A 15,611-nucleotide genomic window follows, 5' to 3' on the forward strand; every position below is an offset into this window, starting at 1 on the left:
TACAGATAAAGCCCTGCTAAAGAAGAAAGTTCCCGAAACGGTAGGTGTCTTGACCTCAAGTGTGGTTGAGGTAGCAGGCTGGCCGGCATGAGCGAAGTGATGAGAGCGGCGGCGTTCGCCGAACCCGGCGGCCCCGAAGTGCTGAAGGTGATGGAGCTGCCCGCGCCCCAGGCGGGCCCCGGGCAGGTGCGGGTACGCGTGCGCGCGGCCGGGGTGCAGCCGTTCGACGCCGCCGTACGGGCCGGGTGGCTGCCGCCGTACCTGGGCGAGGTGGCGTACCCGCGCATCCCGGGCAACGAGTTCGCGGGCGTGGTGGACCAGGTGGGGGAGGACGTGACCGGGGTGGCCGTCGGGGCGGAGGTGCTCGGGTTCACGGCGCTGTCCGGCTACGCCGAGTACGTCGTGGTGCCCGCCGCCAACGTGACGGCCAAGCCCGCGGGCCTGCCGTGGGAGGTGGCCGGCGGGCTGACCGCGGGCGTGCAGACGGCCGAGCTGGCCATCGACGGGCTGGGCCTGGCCGAGGGCGAGACGCTGCTCGTGCACGGCGCGGCCGGCTCGGTGGGCACGGCCGCCGTGCAGATCGCCAGGAGGCGCGGGGCCACCGTGATCGGCACCGCCCGCGAGGTGAACCACGACTACCTGCGCGCGCTGGGCGCCATCCCCGTCGTCTACGGCGAGGGCCTGGCCGACCGGGTGCGCGCCCTCGCACCCGGCGGCGTGGACGCGGCCCTGGACGGGGCGGGCGGGCACGCGCTGGAGGTCTCGATGGAGCTGGTACCCGACCGCGCCCGCATCGTCACGCTGGTCGAGCACGGCAGGGCCGCGGAACTCGGTGTCCGCCTGGTCCAGGGCGACCGCTCGGCCGAGCGGCTCGGGCGTTACGCGGCCCTGTACGCCGAGGGCGCCTTCACGTTCCCGGTGCGCAGGACGTACCGGCTGGAGGAGGCCGCGGACGCGCACCGGGAGATCGAGACCGGCCACGGCCAGGGCAAGATCGTCATCACCATCTAGCGCGTACGGCCTCCGCGATCCGGATCAGGACCTCGGAGAGCAGGCGGTCGCCGCCGGCCACGTCCCACAGGCAGTTCTGCAGGACCCGGCCGAGCGTCCAGCCGGCCGCGCGCCGCGGGTCGAGGCCGAGGGCGTCCACCATGAAGTCGAAGCGCCGCAGCACCGCGCGCGGCACGTCGCCGCTCGCGATCATCTCGTCCCACCGGTTCCACAGCGCGGGCAGCAGCTCGAACCCCGGGTCGCCCGCCAGCGGCTTGGGGTCGATGGCCAGCCACGGCTCGCGCTCGCCCGCCAGCACGTTGTCGTAGTGCAGGTCCCAGTGCAGCAGGCGGTCGCCGGGCTCGGAGACCAGCTCGGCGACCGCCCCCGCGCACCAGCGCAGCCAGTAGCGGTCGCGCTCGGTGTAGACCTTGGCGACGGCGTCGTCCACGCCGTCCAGCATGTCCCGCGCCAGGTCGCCGAGCAGGCGCAGGCCCTCGGGGGCCGGGTGGGCCGACAGGCGGCGCAGCAGGCCGGTCAGCACTTCCAGGGACTCCAGGACGTCGGGCACGCCGGACAGGGACCGGCCGGGGGCCAGCCGTTCGAGCAGCATGGTGCCGGTGTCCGGGTCGGCGTCGAGCAGCAGCACCGAGCCGTCGCCCGCCCAGGTGCGCAGGGCCTTGGCCTCGTCCGCGGTCTCGCTGGTCACGGGCTGCAGCTTGAGCGCGGCTGGGGTGCCGTCGGCGCGGAGCACGGGCAGCACCAGCGCGACGATCCCGTGGCTCGGCTCGCCGTCCAGCCGCAGGTTCCACTCGTCGAGAAAGCGTTCGGCCAGGGCGGGCAGCCCGGCGTTCCAGGCCCGCCCGGCGTCCCGCTCGTACCTCAGGTGTGACTCGGTCAGGGCCTCGGGCACCTTGATCCTCATGACCCCAGTCTGCCAAGGGCGGCAGGTCTAGGGCTTCCCCCTATGCGAACCCTGGGGCGCGGAGAGAAGGGCCGTGCCTACGCTGACGGCCCGATGCAGGGAGGCCGGCCATGGCGGCGACGATCGTGTTCATCCACGGGCGGGGTCAGGAAGGCAAGGACCCGGAGGCCCTGCGGAGCGAATGGTGCACCGCGCTGGCCGCGGGGCTGGGCGTGCCCAGGCTGGCCATGCCCTGCGTGCTGCCGTACTACGGCAACGTTTTGCACCGGGTCACCGCCCACGCGGCCAAGGAGTCGGAGCTCGTGGAGCTGCCCGCCGACGGCGGCGAGGAGATGCCGTTCCACCCCTTCCTGCCCGAGGACGTCGGCGAGCTGGAGCGGCTGCTGCTCGCCGACCTGGCCGCGACCACCGGCGGCGTGCAGCCGGAGCTGGCCGGCATCTCCGACCTGCTGTCCTGGACGCTGGCCCGGCGCCTGCTCACCTGGGTCTCCAAGAACACCAGCGTGGACAAGGAGATCATCAAGGTCTTCCTCCAGGACGTCGCCGTCTACCTCAGCCACGGTCGCAAGCCGGTGCTGGACGAGGTGCGCCGCCTGCTCCCGGCCTCCGGCGACCTCGTGCTCGTCTCGCACAGCCTGGGGACGGTGGTGGCCAGGGACCTGCTCGTGGACGAGACCGTCCGCCGGCGGGTGGTGTTCTGGGTGACGGCCGGCTCGCCGCTCGGGCTGCCCACGATCCAGCGCAACCTGCTGGCCAAGGGCACCCGGCATCCGGGCGTGCGGTGGCTGACCACGTACGACGTGAACGACATCGTGGCGCTCGGCCACCCGCTGGAGAGCGGGTGGGGGACGCCGCTGAGCCAGATCGAGGTCGAGAACCGCGACACCCCGCACGCCATCGACCGCTACCTGCGCCACCGCACCGTCGCAGGGCCCATCGGGAACGCCTGCGCCTGACCTCGCCGGTAGTGGCTAGTAGTGCCAGGGGAACGGCGACCAGTCGGGCTCGCGCTTCTCCAGGAACGAGTCGCGCCCCTCCGCGGCCTCCTCCGTCATGTACGCCAGCCGCGTGGCCTCACCGGCGAACACCTGCTGCCCCACCAGCCCGTCGTCGACGGCGTTGAAGGCGAACTTGAGCATCCGCTGCGCGGTCGGCGACTTGCCGTTGACCTTGCGGGCCCACTCCAGCGCCGTGCTCTCCAGCTCCTCGTGCGGCACCACGGCGTTGACCATGCCCATCCGGTGCGCGTCGGCCGCCGTGTAGGTGTCGCCGAGGAAGAAGATCTCGCGGGCGAACTTCTGCCCGACCTGCCGCGCCAGGTACGCCGACCCGAACCCGCCGTCGAAGCTGGCCACGTCGGCGTCGGTCTGCTTGAACCGGGCGTGCTCGGCGCTGGCGATCGTCAGGTCGGCCACGACGTGCAGGCTGTGCCCGCCGCCGGCGGCCCAGCCCGGGACCACGCAGATCACCACCTTGGGCATGAACCGGATGAGCCGCTGCACCTCCAGGATGTGCAGCCGCCCGGTGGCGGGCGTGCCGTCGGCGTACTGGTAGCCGTCCTTGCCCCTGATGCGCTGGTCGCCGCCGGAGCAGAACGCCCAGCCGCCGTCCTTGGGCGACGGCCCGTTGCCGGTCAGCAGCACGCAGCCGACGTCGGTGGTCTGCCGGGCGTGGTCGAGCGCGCGGTAGAGCTCGTCCACCGTCTGCGGGCGGAAGGCGTTGCGGACCTCCGGGCGGTTGAAGGCGACGCGTACGGTGCCCTGGTCCACCGCCCGGTGGTAGGTGATGTCGGTGAAGTCGAATCCCTCGACCGGCTGCCACGCCTTGGGATCGAACAGCTCGGAGACCATGGCCGAGAGCCTAGTGGATGCGCCCTCCGGCCCATTCGGCCCACTCCTTCTGGCTCTTGGCCAGGCGCAGGCCGTACTCCAGGGCCAGGCGGCCGTACACGGAGAGGTTGTCGGTTCCGCTCTCGACGAACTCGCGGATGCTCTCGATGTGCTCCAGGTCCTTGGCCGCCTCCTCGGCCCGCCGGCGCAGGTAGTCGCGGGCCTGCTCGGGCGAGACCTGGGCGAGGAAGAAGACCCGCAGCAGCATGTCGCTGCGCACGACCTGGGTCGGCTCCACCTCGGTGACCCAGCGCCGCAGCTCGGCCAGGCCCTCCTCGGTGATCGCGTACTCCTTGCGGCCCCGCGGGCCCTCCGAGACCACGTCCACGAGCCCCGCGCCGGCCAGCTTGCCGAGCTCGGAGTAGAGCTGGCTCTGCGTGGCCGGCCAGACGTTGGCGAGCGAGACGTCGAACGTCTTCAGCAGGTCGTATCCGCTCGCGGGCCCCTCGGAGAGCAGTCCCAGCACGGCGTGTCGAAGGCTCATGTTCCTATGTTGACATATCTCAACAGGAGGTTCTAGTTTCGACATGTCACTATAGGAATATCGAAGGAACTCCATGCGCGGCCTGCTCGGTTTTCTGCCCTGGATCGTCTACGCGTTCGTCGCCACCGGCGACGAGTGGCGCTGGGGTGCCATCACCGGTCTCGCCATCGCCGCCGTGCTCGTGACCGTGGACCGCAGGGCGGGCAGAGGCTGGGACGAGATCGTGATCGAGACGAGTGCCGCGGTCTTCTTCGCCTGCCTCACGGTGTTCTCGCTGGTGGCGCCGGACTCGCCGCTCACGCCGTACGGGCCGGCGCTGGTCAACGCGTGGCTGGCCGGCACGGCCTGGGGCTCGCTGGCCATCCGCAGGCCGTTCACGCTCGGCATCGCGCGCACGATGGCGCCCAGGGAGGTCTGGGAGGCCCCGGGGTTCTACCGCGTCAACGCGGTCATCACCGCGGTCTGGGCAGCGGCCTTCACCGTCGCGGCGGTCTCCCTGGCGCTCGTGCTCTCCGCCGCGCCCCACGCGACCACGCTGGTCATCGTCATCAAGGCGCTCTCGTTCGCCCTGCCCGCCGTGTTCACCGCCTGGTATCCGAAGCGGGTGCGGCGAGCCCTCGCCGGCGAGCGCTGACTTTCGAACGTGTGAATTATGTCACCTCGGCGCGCAGCTCGGCGAGCAGCTCCCCCTGATCGGCCAGCATGTCGGTGAGGATGCGCCGGGCGGCGCCCAGCAAATCGGCCAGCTCGGGCGTGGCGAGGGTGTAGACCACGGTGCTGCCCTCGCGGATCGCACTCACGATCCCCGCCCTGCGCAGGACGGCGAGCTGCTGGGAGAGGCTCGAGGCCTCGATGTCGATCTGGGCCAGTAGGTCCCTGACGGGCAGCGGCCCTTCCTGGAGTAGCTCCAACACTCGGATGCGAGCGGGGTGGCCGAGCGTTCGGAAGAAGTCGGCCTTGGCCTGGTAGACCTCCACGTGCATATTGCCAGACTAATCCAGTGCAGTTGCATAATTCTTCAAGTCGCTATGTTGTTGGATAGCATGACAGCGGGGACTAGGGAGTAGCCATGGGCCGAGGAAGAGCCAAGGCGAAGCAGACGAAGGTCGCTCGCCAGCTGAAGTACACCAACCACAACATCGACTACGACCGGCTGCGCGAGGAGCTGGGCGCAGACGAGCGACGCGAGGAGATGTACCCGCCTACGCCGTCCGAGCAGGAGTCCGAGCGCGGGCGATGACGCGGGTCAGCTTCGCGGGGGCGAGCGTCACGTTCTTCAGCCGCCTGGCCTCCGGCGCCTGATCGGGCGCCGTGAGCTCCAGGCGGTGCAGCACCTCGCGGATGATGACGCGCATCTCGAGGAGCGCCAGTTGCGCTCCGACGCAGAAGCGCCGCCCGCCGCCGAACGGCATCCAGGCCTTGCCCTGGTGCCCGTCCAGGAAGCGCTCGGGACGAAACTCCCCGGGCGCGGGGAAGGCGGCGGGGTCACGGTGCACGAGCGGGATGTACGGCCCGGCGTACCATCCGGCCGGGATCTCGTACCCGCCCAGCCGTAGCGGGGCGTCGAGCAGCCTCGGCGCCTCATAGACGACGGGGCGCACCCGCAGCACCTCCCTGACCACCGCGTCCAGGTAGGGCTCGTCGTCCGGCAGCCGCCGCAGCACCTCGGGCATGCGCAGGATCCGCTCGAAGGCCCAGGCCAGGCCGGTCGCGGTCGTCTCGTGGCCGGCGATGAGCATGGTGATCAGCTCGTCGCGCAGCTCCTGGTCGCCCAGCTCCGACTCCAGCAGCCGGCCGAGCACGTCGTCCCCGCCGGGGGCGGCGCGGCGCCGGCGGATCTCCTCGAACAGGATGGCGTCCACCTCGGCCCGCAGCCGCAGGAACCGGCCGTACGCCAGGAACGGCGCCCGCGCCGCGAGCCCGCGCACCCGTTCGGGCAGCATCGCCACCTGCATGGAGCCGCCGGTCTCGATCAGCTCGGGCAGCAGCGCGTGCAGCCGGCGGACACGCCCGGCGTCCGTGATCCCGAAGATCAGCCGGATGATGATCTCCAGCGTGATCTCCTGCACGCGGTCGCGCAGCCCGAACGGCCGGCCCAGCGGCCAGGTCGCGATCTTCTCGGCGGCGATCGCCGCGATGTCGTCGTGGTAGCCGGCGACCTGCTTGGCGCGCAGCGGCGGGTTGAGCGCCTTGCGGTGCCGCCACCACGGCTCCCCGTCGAGCGTGAGCACCGAGTGCGCGCCCACCATGTGCTCCAGGAAGTCGCGACGCGCCTCACCGGCCCGGCTGTCGCCGCTCTGGTCGGTGCGGTAGACCTGCTCGGCCAGATCGGCGGTGGTCACGTAGACCTCGGGCGGGAATCCGGCGTAGCGGACCGTGAAGATCGGCCCGTACCTGCGGTGGTAGCTCTCGAACGCGCGCGGCGCGTCGGCCATGAACCACGCCGTCTGCGCCAGCGCGGGCATTTTCGGACCAGGTGGGAACATCCTCGAACCTCCGGATAAATGTACGTACGTCATAGACGCTCGTATACATCTGTAGCATGAATACCGTGGCACGAACAGACGCCGGTGGATACCGCGAACGGCTGCTGGCGGGAGCGGTGAGCTGCCTGCAGGAGAAGGGCTACGCCCACACGACGGCACGAGACCTGGTCGCCGCCTCGGGCACCAACCTGGCCTCCATCGGCTATCACTTCGGCGGCAAGGACGCCCTGCTCAACGAGGCCATCGCGGCCGTCTTCGACCAGTGGACGGAGCGGGTGGAGCGCGCGCTGTTCGCCACCGAGCTCGGCTCCCCGAGGGAGATGCTGGAGCGGGCCATGGCCGAGCTGGTGGACGTCTTCGACGAGTTGCGGCCCGTGCTCATCCTGTGCGTCGAGGGCTATCCGGCGGCGTTGCGCGCGCCGGTGCTGCGGGAGAAGCTCACCGAGGCGTACGCCAGGACACGCACGGCCGGGGCCGACATGTTGCGGCGGGCGAGCGGCGAGCTGGGGGTCGAGCTGCCGATCCGGCCCGAGACGCTGGTGTCGGTCGTGGTGGCGATCTCCGACGGGCTGATGTTGCAGTGGCTGCTCGACCCCGAGTCCACCCCCGACGCCCGCGAGGTCGTCGAGGCCATTGCCACCCTGGGCGCCCTCATCGCCTGATCAACTGGCACCTGATCAACTGGCAAAGGTCTGCGAACCCAGGCATGTCGCCCGCCGCTGTGGGCACATCCCCCGGGAACGAGGAGATCAAGACATGCGCGTAGGAATCGTGGGTTCCGGAAGGCTGGGTTCGCCCCTCGGCCGACTGCTCGCGGTGGCGGGCCACGACGTGTTCTTCAGCGACGCCGATCCCGCCCGCGCGGCCGCCGCCGCCCGGGCCGCCGACGGCCAGGCCAGGGGCGGGCGGCCCGGCCAGGCGGCGCGGTTCGGCGAGGTCGTGATCATGGCGGTCGGGTGGGAGGCGTTCCCCGCGGTGGTGGCGGAGCTGGACGGCACGCTCGCCGGCAAGATCGTCGTGGATCCGAGCAACCCGATCGGCGAGCGCGACGGCGCGGCCGTGGTGGTGGCCGTCCCCGGCGGGCTGACCAGCCCCCAGTATCAGCAGCACGTGCTGGGCGAACAGGTGCGCCTGGTGCGCACGTTCAACACGAAGTATCCCAACGAGCTGCTCGAACTGGGCATCGCGGGCCAGCGCGGCGGGGCGCGGGCCGACATGCCCTACTGGGGCGACGACGACGAGGCCAAGAAGGCCGTGGTGCCGCTCATCGAGGACGCCGGGTTCACCGCCATCGACGGGGGCGGTCTCTCGGAAGCGCTGTGATCAGGTCGCGCAGGTGTCGTGGGTGGCGTCGAAGCCCTTCATCGCCTCCGTGTCGTCCGTACGCAGCGGCTTGAGGCCCTTCCAGTCGTCCCCGATCACCAGGATCAGCCGGTTCGTCCTGGCGGCGGGCATGGCCCGCGTGGTGGAGCCCTGGAGGTCGTTGCGGAGGGTGGGCACCCGGGTCTCACCGTTCGGGCCGTAGACGATCGTGGTCCTCGCCTGCGGCTTCTTCGCCGTGTCGCCGATCTTGGCGATGTGGTAGCCGCGCTGTTCGAGGAAGGCCGCGGCCTCCGTGGCGAGGCCGCCGCGCCAGGTGCCGTTGCGCAGCTCGATCTGGATCTTCGAGCGGCCCACCTTGGCCTGGCCGCCCTTGACGCCCTCCACGCTCTGGTCCCTGGCCACGATCTGGAACAGCCGCTTGGACTGGTCGGGCACCCACTCCACCCGGCCCGGCTGGGTGAGGGAGTAGTGCCACGGGGTGGTGATGAAGCGGATCTTGCTGATGTCGAGGCCCTGAAGGCTGCCCGCCAGATCCCGCATCACGCCGGTGGTCAGGCCCTGGTCGGTGGTGATCGCCTGGGTGGCGGCGTCGAGGGTGCCCAGCAGCTTGGCCGGGTCGGTGAGCGTCTCGCCGCTCATCACCTTCTTCACCATGGAGGCGATGAACATCTGCTGCCGCTGGATGCGCCCGATGTCGGAGCCGTCGCCGAGGCTGTAGCGGGCGCGCACGTAGCCGAGCGCCTGCTCGCCGTTGAGCGTCTGCTTGCCGGCGGGCAGATGCAGCAGGGCCTTCTTGTCGTCGATCGCCTCGGGCAGGCAGACCTCGACGCCGCCGATGGCGTTCACGATGCCCTTGAAGCCGGTGAAGTCCACCTTCACGAAGTGGTCGATGTGGATGCCGGTCAGCGACTCGATCGTCTTCCAGGTGCAGGCGATGCCGCCGGAGTTGAACGACTCGTTGATCATGCCGACGTGCGCCTGCTGGCCGGGCAGGCCCTTGGTGGCCCGGCAGGCGGGGAGCTGGACGACCGAGTCGCGCGGGAAGCTGATCACCATGGCGTTGTCGCGCTTGGACGACACGTGCGCCAGCATGATCGTGTCGGTGCGCTCGCCCGCGACCCTGCCGTACTTCGCGTTCTTGCCGTTGCGCTGGTCGGAGCCGACGATCAGGACGTTCATGGCGGTGCCGGCCACCTTGGGCGGGCGGGTGGCGCCCAGGTCCTCGGCGGTGACGTCCTCGTGCTCGATGTTGCCGGTCAGGCGCGCGTACACGCCGACGGCCACGCCGGTGACGAGGAGGACGACGGTCACCGCGACCGCGATCACCCAGCGCAGCCAGCGGCGTCGCCGCCGCGGCGGCGCGCCGGGCTCGGTGGGCGGCGCGTCGGCAAGCCCGCTGCTCACGTGACTCCAACAGGACGGGGCCGCGGGCCGCCGCCCATGGCCAAGAGCCTCGCCGTACAGATCTCGGCCGTTGATCGAGCCTGAGTGTACTCAGTCAGACGGGGAGCTGTGTCCTCAGTCGGGCAAGTTCACCCGCAGCGACACCGTGCCGCGCAGGTCGAGCCAGGCCGTGCCGGGGCCGCGGACCAGCCGGAGCACGACCTCCTCGCAGCCGGGGCAGCGGGCGACCAGGCCCGGGTCGGGGCCGTACACGCGCAGCGCGGCGACGGGGCCGGTCAGGCCGCAGCTCGCGCAGCGGCCCGTCGCGGAGGTCACGTCCACGGCGAAGATCTCGCCCAGCGGGCCCGCCAGGGCGTTGCCGTCCAGGTGCTCGGTCATGTCAGCCTCCGGTGGGACCGAAACGTTCGGTTCTGATGCGCTCGGGCGCGTGCCCGAGCGCGAGCAGCAGGTCGGCCGCCGCCTCCACGAACCCCGTCGGCCCGCACACGTAGCAGTCGGGCTCGAACGTGGCCGGCCAGCCGCCCTCGGCCAGGTCGTCCAGCATGATGCGGCGCGCGGGCCTGGACACGCCGTCCGGCGCCGACCTCGTGTAGAGGTAGGTGATGTCGAGCCCGGGATCGGGCCTGCGCAGCTCCTCGGCGTAGTAGCGCCGCTCCGGGTCGCGCACCGAGTACAGCAGGCGGAACGGCACCCGGCTGCCCGCCTTCCTGCGCTCCCTGATCATGGCCATCAGCGGCACGATGCCCGAGCCGCCGCCCACCAGCAGCACCGGCGCCTTGCTCTCCGGCCGCCACACGAACCAGCCGCCCACCGGGCCGCGCAGCTCGACCTGGTCGCCGGCCCGCAGCTCCTCCGTCAGGTACGGCGACACCTCGCCGTCGGCCACCGTCTCCACGGTCAGCTCGACCAGGTCGCCGTCGGCGGGCGCGGCCATCGAGTAGCTGCGCTGCGCCGTGTAGCCGTCCTCGGCCGTCAGCCGCACGTCCACGTGCTGGCCCGCCAGGTGCCCCGGCCAGCCCGGCACCCGGAACCGCAGCGTACGGGCGGTCGCGGTCTCGGCGGAGCCCTCCACCAGCTCGGCCGGCCGCCACGTCAGGCGGCGCACCCTAGTCGCCCTCGTAACGCTGCTCGCGCCACGGGTCGCCGTAGTTGTGGTAGCCGGCGGTCTCCCAGAAGCCGGGCCAGTCCTCGTTCAGCAGCCGGATGCCGCGCACCCACTTGGCCGACTTCCAGAAGTACAGGTGCGGCACGATCAGCCGGGCCGGGCCGCCGTGGCGCGGCTCCAGCTCCTCGCCGTCGAAGCGGTGCACGATCCACGCCTTGCCGTCGAGCAGGTCCTCCAGCGGCAGGTTCGTGGTGTAGCCGCCGTAGGAGTAGACCAGCGCGTACTCGGCGGCGGTCTCGACGTCCTCGAAGAGCACGTCGAGCGAGACGCCCTCCCACGAGGTGTCCAGCTTCGACCACTTGGTGACGCAGTGGATGTCGACGGTGGGAGTCTCGCTCGGCAGCGCCATGAACTCCTGCCACGACCAGCGGTGGGTCTGCTCCGCCTCGGTGTCGATGGCGAACTCCCACCGGTCGAGCGGCACCCGCGGCGTCGGGCCCGCCGACAGCACCGGGAAGTCGTCGACCAGGTACTGGCCCGGCGGCACCCGGCCGCCGTCGTCTCTGCGCTTTCCTCGGAAACCGCGGGAAATGATGCTCATGGACCCCTCCTGAGGCCATTTCACCACGGGCCCGTTTCGCCACGGTCAACGACCCGCCCGCGGGACCACCAGGCCCGACTCGTAGGCGAAGACCACGAGCTGGGCGCGGTCGCGGGCACGCAACTTCGTCATCGCCCTGCTGACGTGCGTCTTCGCCGTCATCGGGCTGATCACCATGTGCGCGGCGATCTCGTCGTTGGACAGGCCGCGGGCCACCAGGGCGGCCACCTCGCGCTCCCGGTTGGTGAGCACGTCCAGCCCCGCGGGCTCCGGCTCGGGGCGGCGGGCCACGTACTCGCCGATCAGGCGGCGGGTGATCGCGGGCGACAGCAGCGCGTCGCCCCTGGCCGCCACCCTGACGCCCTGCAACAGGTCCGCCGGCTCGGTGTCCTTGACCAGGAAGCCGCCGGCGCCCGCCCGGAGGGCGTTGAAGACGTACTCGTCGAGGCCGAAGTTGGTCAGGATCACCACGTGCACGCCGCTCAGCCGCTCGTCGGCGGCGATGCGGCGGGTCGCCTCGATGCCGTCCATCACGGGCATCTGGACATCGACCAGGGCCACGTCGGGGAGGTGTTCGAGGGCGAGCGCGAGGGCCTGCTCGCCGTTCGAGGCCTCGGCCACGACCTCGATGTCGTCCTCGGCCTCCAGCAGGGCGCGGAAGCCGCCGCGGATGAGCGCCTGGTCGTCCACCAGCAGGACTCGGATCATGAGGGCCCTCCCACGGGGAGCTCGGCGCGTACGGTGAAACCGCCTTCCGTGCGGGGCTCGGCGAGCAGGCGGCCCCCGAGCGCGGTGACGCGCTCGCGCATGCCGAGCAGGCCCACGCCGGGCACGGGCGGGGCGTCCGGGCTGGCCTCGCCGTCGTCGTCCACCTGCACGACCAGCTCCGCCCCGCCGTAGTCGATGCGCACGGCCGCGGCGGCGGCGCCCGCGTGCCTGGAGACGTTGGTGAGCGCCTCCTGCACGATCCGGTACGCGGCCCTGTCCACCTCGGCGGGCAGCTCCCTGCGCTCGCCCGAGACGGTCACCGTGGCGGGCAGCCCCATCGAGCGGGCCCGCTCCACCAGGTCGCCGAGCCGGGCCAGGCCGCTCGGGCAGTCCTCCTCGCCGGGCTCGCCGTCCGTGTCGCGCAGCAGCTCCAGCGTGGTGCGCAGCTCCCGCATGGCGTCGCCGCTGGCCTCCTGGATGGCGAGCAGCGCCGCCGGCACCTCCTCGCCGCGCTTGCGCGCCAGGTGCACCGCCACGCCGGCCTGCACCTTGATGACCGAGATGCTGTGGGTGAGCGAGTCGTGCAGCTCCCTGGCGATGCGCAGCCGCTCCTCGCCGGCCCGGCGGCGGGCCACCTCCTCGCGGGTGCGCTCCGCCTCGGCGGCCCGCTGCTCGGCCTGCTCCACGTACGCCTGCCGGTGCATGCTCACCGTCCCCGTCACCCCGGCGGCCAGGAACCAGCCGAGCAGCAGCGTCGTGTTCTGGAGCACCTGCTGCTGCTGCGCGTCGCCGGTCGCGCCGGCCAGGCTGCCCGCCAGGCTGGAGCCCAGGAACACCACCCCGGCCAGCACCGGGAGCAGCCGATGCCCGGCCCTGACCGCGCCGTACACCGACACCAGCACGGGGAAGGCGGCGGGCGGGCCAGGTTCCGCGTGCGTGGCGTACACGAGCATGCTGACCGTGCTGATCGCCAGCGCCACCAGGGGCGCCCGGCGCCAGGCCAGCAGCGCGGCCGAGCCGATGAGGACCGCGGCCAGGTCCAGGGCTCCCGTGCCCGGGGCTGTGAGCACGGTGAGCGAGAGCATGGCGGCCACCACGGCGGCCAGGGCGCCGTCGAGGGCGAAGGAGCGCCATCCGTGCACAGAGCTCATTCCTGCAGATTAGAGGGTGGTCCGGGCGGTGGTCGTCGGCGCGGGGGCGCACGTCGCTACTACTCCCGGCGTAGTACGCCTCCCGTTCCTGCGTCCCGCGTCGTAGCGGCAGGATTCGCCCGCTGCACGACGACCGGAGGCGGGCCGTGAGACCACGATGGCGGCCATGGAGAGAACCCGTTCCAGGAGCCGATCATGACCGCTTCCCAGGCCGTGGCCGCCCGCCCGGCGACCTGGCCCATCCAGACACTCAAGGCCGTGGCCGTGCTGCACGTGGTCGCGCTGCTGTTCCAGGCCGTGACGGCGGGCATGTTGCTGTCCTCGCCCGGCGGGCGGGCGCTGCACGGGGCCTCGGCCATGGCGCTGGCCGTCATCGGGCTGCTGCACCTGGTCGCCGCGATCCTGGTCCGGTGGCCGGGCGGCGGCAGCGCGAGGTTCATCGGGCCGGCCGCCGGGCTGCTGGTGTTCACGATCGTGGCCGCGGTGCTCGGCGTCATGCACGTGAAGACCGTTCACCTGCCGCTCGGGGTGTTGCTGTTCGGCGGCGGCGTGGCCCAGCTCCTCCGCGTCATGGCGCGGCCGGGACGGGCATGAGCCCGACCCGGCGCGACGTGCTGCGGCTGCTCGGGCTCGGGGCCGTCGCGGCCGCCGGGGCGCAGGGGTGCTCGCTGCTCGCCGGCACCCCGCAGCCGCAGCTCCTGGCCAGCGCGGCACCGCTGCCGAAGCCGTACGCGGTGCCGCTGCCGGTCCCCGAGGTCGCCAGGCCCGTCCGCAGCGCCGGCGAGGTGGACTTCTACGAGCTGACGGAACGGGCGGCGGAGGCCGAGCTGCTGCCCGGGCTGCGCACCCCCATCTGGGGGTACGGCGGCACGTTCCCCGGCCCCACGATCAAGGCCCGCAGCGGGCGGCGCACGGTCGTCAAGCTGGTCAACCAGCTCGGCGAGCCGACCGTCCTGCACCTGCACGGCGGGCACACGCCACCGGAGTCCGACGGCTACCCGACGGACCTGGTGGCGCCCGGCGCGTCGCGCGAGTACGTGTTCCCGCTGGAGCAGCGGGCCGCCACGCTCTGGTACCACGACCACCGCATGGACTACACCGGGCCGCAGGTCTGGCGCGGGCTGGCGGGGATGTTCCTGGTCGGGGACGCGGAGGAGGAGGCGCTGCCGCTGCCGTCGGGGGAGCGGGACCTGCCGCTGCTGATCTGCGACCGGTCGTTCGGGGCCGACGGCCACCTGCTGTACCCGGCGCTGGAGGGGAAGCCCGGGGTGCGTGAGGCGTACATGGGGGGTGTGCTCGGCGACGTGATCCTGGTGAACGGGGCGCCGTGGCCGGAGCTGCGGGTGGCCAGGGCGCGGTACCGGCTGAGGTTGTGCAACGCCTCGAACGCGCGGGCGTACGAGCTGTCCACCGGGGGGCCGATGGTGCGGATCGGGAGCGACGGCGGGCTGCTGGCGGCGCCCCGGACGGTGAAGCAGATCCGGCTGTCGCCGGGGGAGCGGGCCGACGTGGTCGTGGACTTCTCCGCCTACCGGGTGGGCCAGCACGTCGAGCTGCGGAACCTGGCGGGGGAGGGGGCGCAGGCCCGGGTCATGCGCTTCGCGGTGGACCGGGACGAGAGCGACGACTCCGCCGTGCCGGCCCGCCTGTCGACCGTGGAGGCGCTCGATCCGGCCAGGGCCGCGGTGACCCGGGACTTCGACTTCAGCAGCGGGAGCATGCACGGGGGGACGGGGTGGTTGATCAACGGCCGGCCGTTCGACGCCGGGCGCATGGAGGCCAGGCCGAAGCTGGGCGACATCGAGGTGTGGCGGCTGACCAGCGACGTCGCGCATCCCGTGCACGTGCATCTCGACCAGTTCCAGGTGCTCTCGGTCAACAGCGAACGCCCGCAGGGGCCGCCGGAGTGGAAGGACACCGTCGAGCTGCGTGACGCCCAGACCGTCGAGATCGTCACCCGCTTCACCGACTACCGGGGGCGGTACGTCCTGCACTGTCACAACCTCGAACACGAGGACATGGCCATGATGGCCGCCTTCGAGGTCGTCTGACGCCGCCTTCAGCCAGGCAGGCGGTCCGACCGGGGCCAGACGTAGTCGAGGTCGTCCGGCTCGTCCCCGAAGATGGGCCGGTAGAAGCCCGGATCCTTGCGCAGCAGGGCCGAGCGATGGCTGAGGTGCAGGCGCTCGTCGCCGAGCCACGGCGGCAGCTCCCCGGCCGCCGCCAGCTCGGATTGCGCGCGGATGTCCGGGTTGCCCCGATGCAGGGCCAGCTCGGTGCTCATCGTGCCGGCGCAGGTGTCGGCACGCCCCAGGGAGCACCAGTGCCGGCACACCTCCAGCCCGTACCGTACGAGCGCCTCCTCGTACCCGGTCCACATCTTGACCGCGGGGTGATGGCGCCACCCGTACCCGGGGACGGTGAGGGCGCGCAGCACCTGGAGGGTTTCGACGCGCTGCTTGCCCAGCCGCAGCGGGTCGAGGACCGCCGCCGTCGCCGTGAAGTCGGGATATGGCAGGAACGTTTGCATCTGTACCCCCGCTGA

The 15,611-nt window shown here is 71.9% G+C and carries 20 protein-coding genes; 8 read left to right on the top strand and 12 right to left on the bottom strand.

Going from position 1 to position 15,611, the window contains the following annotated elements; genetic code table 11:
• Nucleotides 1–99: 99 nt before the first annotated feature.
• Complete coding sequence (locus HD593_RS58645) at nucleotides 100–1,011, top strand: NADP-dependent oxidoreductase (RefSeq protein WP_185112749.1); 912 nt, start codon at nucleotides 100–102, stop codon at nucleotides 1,009–1,011.
• On the opposite strand, the gene HD593_RS58650 is transcribed toward HD593_RS58645, so the two are convergent.
• Nucleotides 1,001–1,915, bottom strand: coding sequence for an aminoglycoside phosphotransferase family protein (locus HD593_RS58650; RefSeq protein WP_185111439.1), 915 nt, complete (start codon nucleotides 1,913–1,915; stop codon nucleotides 1,001–1,003). The genes HD593_RS58645 and HD593_RS58650 overlap by 11 nt on opposite strands.
• Before the next feature lie 110 nt (nucleotides 1,916–2,025).
• Between HD593_RS58650 and HD593_RS58655 the strand changes: the two genes are divergently transcribed.
• On the top strand, nucleotides 2,026–2,871 hold the full coding sequence (locus HD593_RS58655; protein WP_185111440.1) for a hypothetical protein: 846 nt from the start codon (nucleotides 2,026–2,028) through the stop codon (nucleotides 2,869–2,871).
• A 15-nt stretch (nucleotides 2,872–2,886) separates the two neighbouring features.
• Here HD593_RS58655 and HD593_RS58660 read toward each other — a convergent pair whose 3' ends face one another.
• Both HD593_RS58660 and HD593_RS58665 read right to left on the bottom strand, forming a co-directional pair.
• Nucleotides 2,887–3,765: a 1,4-dihydroxy-2-naphthoyl-CoA synthase gene (locus HD593_RS58660; RefSeq protein ID WP_185111441.1), complete on the bottom strand. Its 879-nt coding sequence runs from the start codon at nucleotides 3,763–3,765 to the stop codon at nucleotides 2,887–2,889.
• Between the two features lie 10 nt (nucleotides 3,766–3,775).
• Complete coding sequence (locus HD593_RS58665) at nucleotides 3,776–4,288, bottom strand: PadR family transcriptional regulator (RefSeq protein WP_185111442.1); 513 nt, start codon at nucleotides 4,286–4,288, stop codon at nucleotides 3,776–3,778.
• A gap of 73 nt (nucleotides 4,289–4,361) precedes the next feature.
• Between HD593_RS58665 and HD593_RS58670 the strand changes: the two genes are divergently transcribed.
• Nucleotides 4,362–4,922, top strand: coding sequence for a hypothetical protein (locus HD593_RS58670; RefSeq protein ID WP_185111443.1), 561 nt, complete (start codon nucleotides 4,362–4,364; stop codon nucleotides 4,920–4,922).
• Nucleotides 4,923–4,938: 16 nt separating this feature from the next.
• Here HD593_RS58670 and HD593_RS58675 read toward each other — a convergent pair whose 3' ends face one another.
• Complete coding sequence (locus tag HD593_RS58675) at nucleotides 4,939–5,271, bottom strand: ArsR/SmtB family transcription factor (protein WP_043615149.1); 333 nt, start codon at nucleotides 5,269–5,271, stop codon at nucleotides 4,939–4,941.
• Between the two features lie 86 nt (nucleotides 5,272–5,357).
• Here HD593_RS58675 and HD593_RS64930 point away from each other — a divergent pair, with 86 nt between their 5' ends.
• Complete coding sequence (locus HD593_RS64930) at nucleotides 5,358–5,528, top strand: DUF3073 domain-containing protein (protein WP_185111444.1); 171 nt, start codon at nucleotides 5,358–5,360, stop codon at nucleotides 5,526–5,528.
• Here HD593_RS64930 and HD593_RS58685 read toward each other — a convergent pair.
• A complete protein-coding gene (locus tag HD593_RS58685) occupies nucleotides 5,491–6,807 on the bottom strand; it encodes a cytochrome P450 (RefSeq protein WP_312904415.1) in 1,317 nt (438 codons plus the stop codon). The two genes, HD593_RS64930 and HD593_RS58685, sit on opposite strands and share 38 nt — an antisense overlap.
• 32 nt (nucleotides 6,808–6,839) lie before the next feature.
• Here HD593_RS58685 and HD593_RS58690 point away from each other — a divergent pair, with 32 nt between their 5' ends.
• Together HD593_RS58690 and HD593_RS58695 are read left to right on the top strand one after the other, a co-directional pair.
• Nucleotides 6,840–7,436 carry a TetR/AcrR family transcriptional regulator gene (locus HD593_RS58690; protein WP_185111446.1) on the top strand — a complete coding sequence of 199 codons (597 nt, stop codon included), beginning with the start codon at nucleotides 6,840–6,842 and terminating at the stop codon, nucleotides 7,434–7,436.
• A 94-nt stretch (nucleotides 7,437–7,530) separates the two neighbouring features.
• Nucleotides 7,531–8,097 carry an NADPH-dependent F420 reductase gene (locus tag HD593_RS58695; RefSeq protein ID WP_185111447.1) on the top strand — a complete coding sequence of 189 codons (567 nt, stop codon included), beginning with the start codon at nucleotides 7,531–7,533 and terminating at the stop codon, nucleotides 8,095–8,097.
• Here the strand turns inward: HD593_RS58695 and HD593_RS58700 are convergent, their stop codons facing one another.
• The 6 genes from HD593_RS58700 to HD593_RS58725 all read right to left on the bottom strand — a co-directional run bounded on the left by HD593_RS58700 (nucleotide 8,098) and on the right by HD593_RS58725 (nucleotide 13,066).
• Nucleotides 8,098–9,501, bottom strand: coding sequence for an LCP family protein (locus HD593_RS58700; protein WP_185111448.1), 1,404 nt, complete (start codon nucleotides 9,499–9,501; stop codon nucleotides 8,098–8,100).
• 114 nt (nucleotides 9,502–9,615) lie between these two features.
• Nucleotides 9,616–9,879 (bottom strand): DUF6510 family protein, encoded by a 264-nt coding sequence (locus HD593_RS58705; RefSeq protein ID WP_185111449.1) that lies wholly within the window; start codon nucleotides 9,877–9,879, stop codon nucleotides 9,616–9,618.
• Nucleotide 9,880: 1 nt separating this feature from the next.
• Nucleotides 9,881–10,606 (bottom strand): ferredoxin reductase, encoded by a 726-nt coding sequence (locus HD593_RS58710; protein ID WP_185111450.1) that lies wholly within the window; start codon nucleotides 10,604–10,606, stop codon nucleotides 9,881–9,883.
• Nucleotide 10,607: 1 nt separating this feature from the next.
• The gene (locus HD593_RS58715; protein WP_185111451.1) at nucleotides 10,608–11,207 is read right to left on the bottom strand and encodes a sulfite oxidase-like oxidoreductase; all 600 of its coding nucleotides are present in this window, start codon (nucleotides 11,205–11,207) and stop codon (nucleotides 10,608–10,610) included.
• 45 nt (nucleotides 11,208–11,252) lie between these two features.
• Nucleotides 11,253–11,915, bottom strand: a complete 663-nt coding sequence (locus HD593_RS58720; RefSeq protein ID WP_185111452.1) for a response regulator — start codon at nucleotides 11,913–11,915, stop codon at nucleotides 11,253–11,255.
• On the bottom strand, nucleotides 11,912–13,066 hold the full coding sequence (locus HD593_RS58725; RefSeq protein WP_185111453.1) for a sensor histidine kinase: 1,155 nt from the start codon (nucleotides 13,064–13,066) through the stop codon (nucleotides 11,912–11,914). Before HD593_RS58725 ends, HD593_RS58720 begins: the two co-directional genes overlap by 4 nt.
• A 195-nt stretch (nucleotides 13,067–13,261) precedes the next feature.
• Between HD593_RS58725 and HD593_RS58730 the strand changes: the two genes are divergently transcribed.
• Nucleotides 13,262–13,660, top strand: coding sequence for a hypothetical protein (locus tag HD593_RS58730; protein WP_185111454.1), 399 nt, complete (start codon nucleotides 13,262–13,264; stop codon nucleotides 13,658–13,660).
• Nucleotides 13,657–15,117 carry a multicopper oxidase family protein gene (locus HD593_RS58735; protein ID WP_185111455.1) on the top strand — a complete coding sequence of 487 codons (1,461 nt, stop codon included), beginning with the start codon at nucleotides 13,657–13,659 and terminating at the stop codon, nucleotides 15,115–15,117. Before HD593_RS58730 ends, HD593_RS58735 begins: the two co-directional genes overlap by 4 nt.
• 8 nt (nucleotides 15,118–15,125) lie before the next feature.
• Here the strand turns inward: HD593_RS58735 and HD593_RS58740 are convergent, their stop codons facing one another.
• Nucleotides 15,126–15,596 carry an MSMEG_6728 family protein gene (locus HD593_RS58740; protein ID WP_185111456.1) on the bottom strand — a complete coding sequence of 157 codons (471 nt, stop codon included), beginning with the start codon at nucleotides 15,594–15,596 and terminating at the stop codon, nucleotides 15,126–15,128.
• Between the last annotated feature and the right edge of the window lie 15 nt (nucleotides 15,597–15,611).

It is taken from the genome of Nonomuraea rubra (assembly GCF_014207985.1).
In the GTDB taxonomy this organism is placed as follows: Bacteria; Actinomycetota; Actinomycetes; order Streptosporangiales; family Streptosporangiaceae; genus Nonomuraea; species Nonomuraea rubra.

Excerpts from the sequence above, each read along its gene's own strand:
- HD593_RS58645 (WP_185112749.1), top strand. The coding sequence starts at position 100 with ATGAGAGCGGCGGCGTTCGCCGAACCCGGCGGCCCCGAAGTGCTGAAG.
- HD593_RS58650 (WP_185111439.1), bottom strand. The coding sequence starts at position 1,915 with ATGAGGATCAAGGTGCCCGAGGCCCTGACCGAGTCACACCTGAGGTAC.
- HD593_RS58655 (WP_185111440.1), top strand. The coding sequence starts at position 2,026 with ATGGCGGCGACGATCGTGTTCATCCACGGGCGGGGTCAGGAAGGCAAG.
- HD593_RS58660 (WP_185111441.1), bottom strand. The coding sequence starts at position 3,765 with ATGGTCTCCGAGCTGTTCGATCCCAAGGCGTGGCAGCCGGTCGAGGGA.
- HD593_RS58665 (WP_185111442.1), bottom strand. The coding sequence starts at position 4,288 with ATGAGCCTTCGACACGCCGTGCTGGGACTGCTCTCCGAGGGGCCCGCG.
- HD593_RS58670 (WP_185111443.1), top strand. The coding sequence starts at position 4,362 with ATGCGCGGCCTGCTCGGTTTTCTGCCCTGGATCGTCTACGCGTTCGTC.
- HD593_RS58675 (WP_043615149.1), bottom strand. The coding sequence starts at position 5,271 with ATGCACGTGGAGGTCTACCAGGCCAAGGCCGACTTCTTCCGAACGCTC.
- HD593_RS64930 (WP_185111444.1), top strand. The coding sequence starts at position 5,358 with ATGGGCCGAGGAAGAGCCAAGGCGAAGCAGACGAAGGTCGCTCGCCAG.
- HD593_RS58685 (WP_312904415.1), bottom strand. The coding sequence starts at position 6,807 with ATGACGTACGTACATTTATCCGGAGGTTCGAGGATGTTCCCACCTGGT.
- HD593_RS58695 (WP_185111447.1), top strand. The coding sequence starts at position 7,531 with ATGCGCGTAGGAATCGTGGGTTCCGGAAGGCTGGGTTCGCCCCTCGGC.
- HD593_RS58705 (WP_185111449.1), bottom strand. The coding sequence starts at position 9,879 with ATGACCGAGCACCTGGACGGCAACGCCCTGGCGGGCCCGCTGGGCGAG.
- HD593_RS58715 (WP_185111451.1), bottom strand. The coding sequence starts at position 11,207 with ATGAGCATCATTTCCCGCGGTTTCCGAGGAAAGCGCAGAGACGACGGC.
- HD593_RS58720 (WP_185111452.1), bottom strand. The coding sequence starts at position 11,915 with ATGATCCGAGTCCTGCTGGTGGACGACCAGGCGCTCATCCGCGGCGGC.
- HD593_RS58725 (WP_185111453.1), bottom strand. The coding sequence starts at position 13,066 with ATGAGCTCTGTGCACGGATGGCGCTCCTTCGCCCTCGACGGCGCCCTG.
- HD593_RS58730 (WP_185111454.1), top strand. The coding sequence starts at position 13,262 with ATGACCGCTTCCCAGGCCGTGGCCGCCCGCCCGGCGACCTGGCCCATC.
- HD593_RS58735 (WP_185111455.1), top strand. The coding sequence starts at position 13,657 with ATGAGCCCGACCCGGCGCGACGTGCTGCGGCTGCTCGGGCTCGGGGCC.
- HD593_RS58740 (WP_185111456.1), bottom strand. The coding sequence starts at position 15,596 with ATGCAAACGTTCCTGCCATATCCCGACTTCACGGCGACGGCGGCGGTC.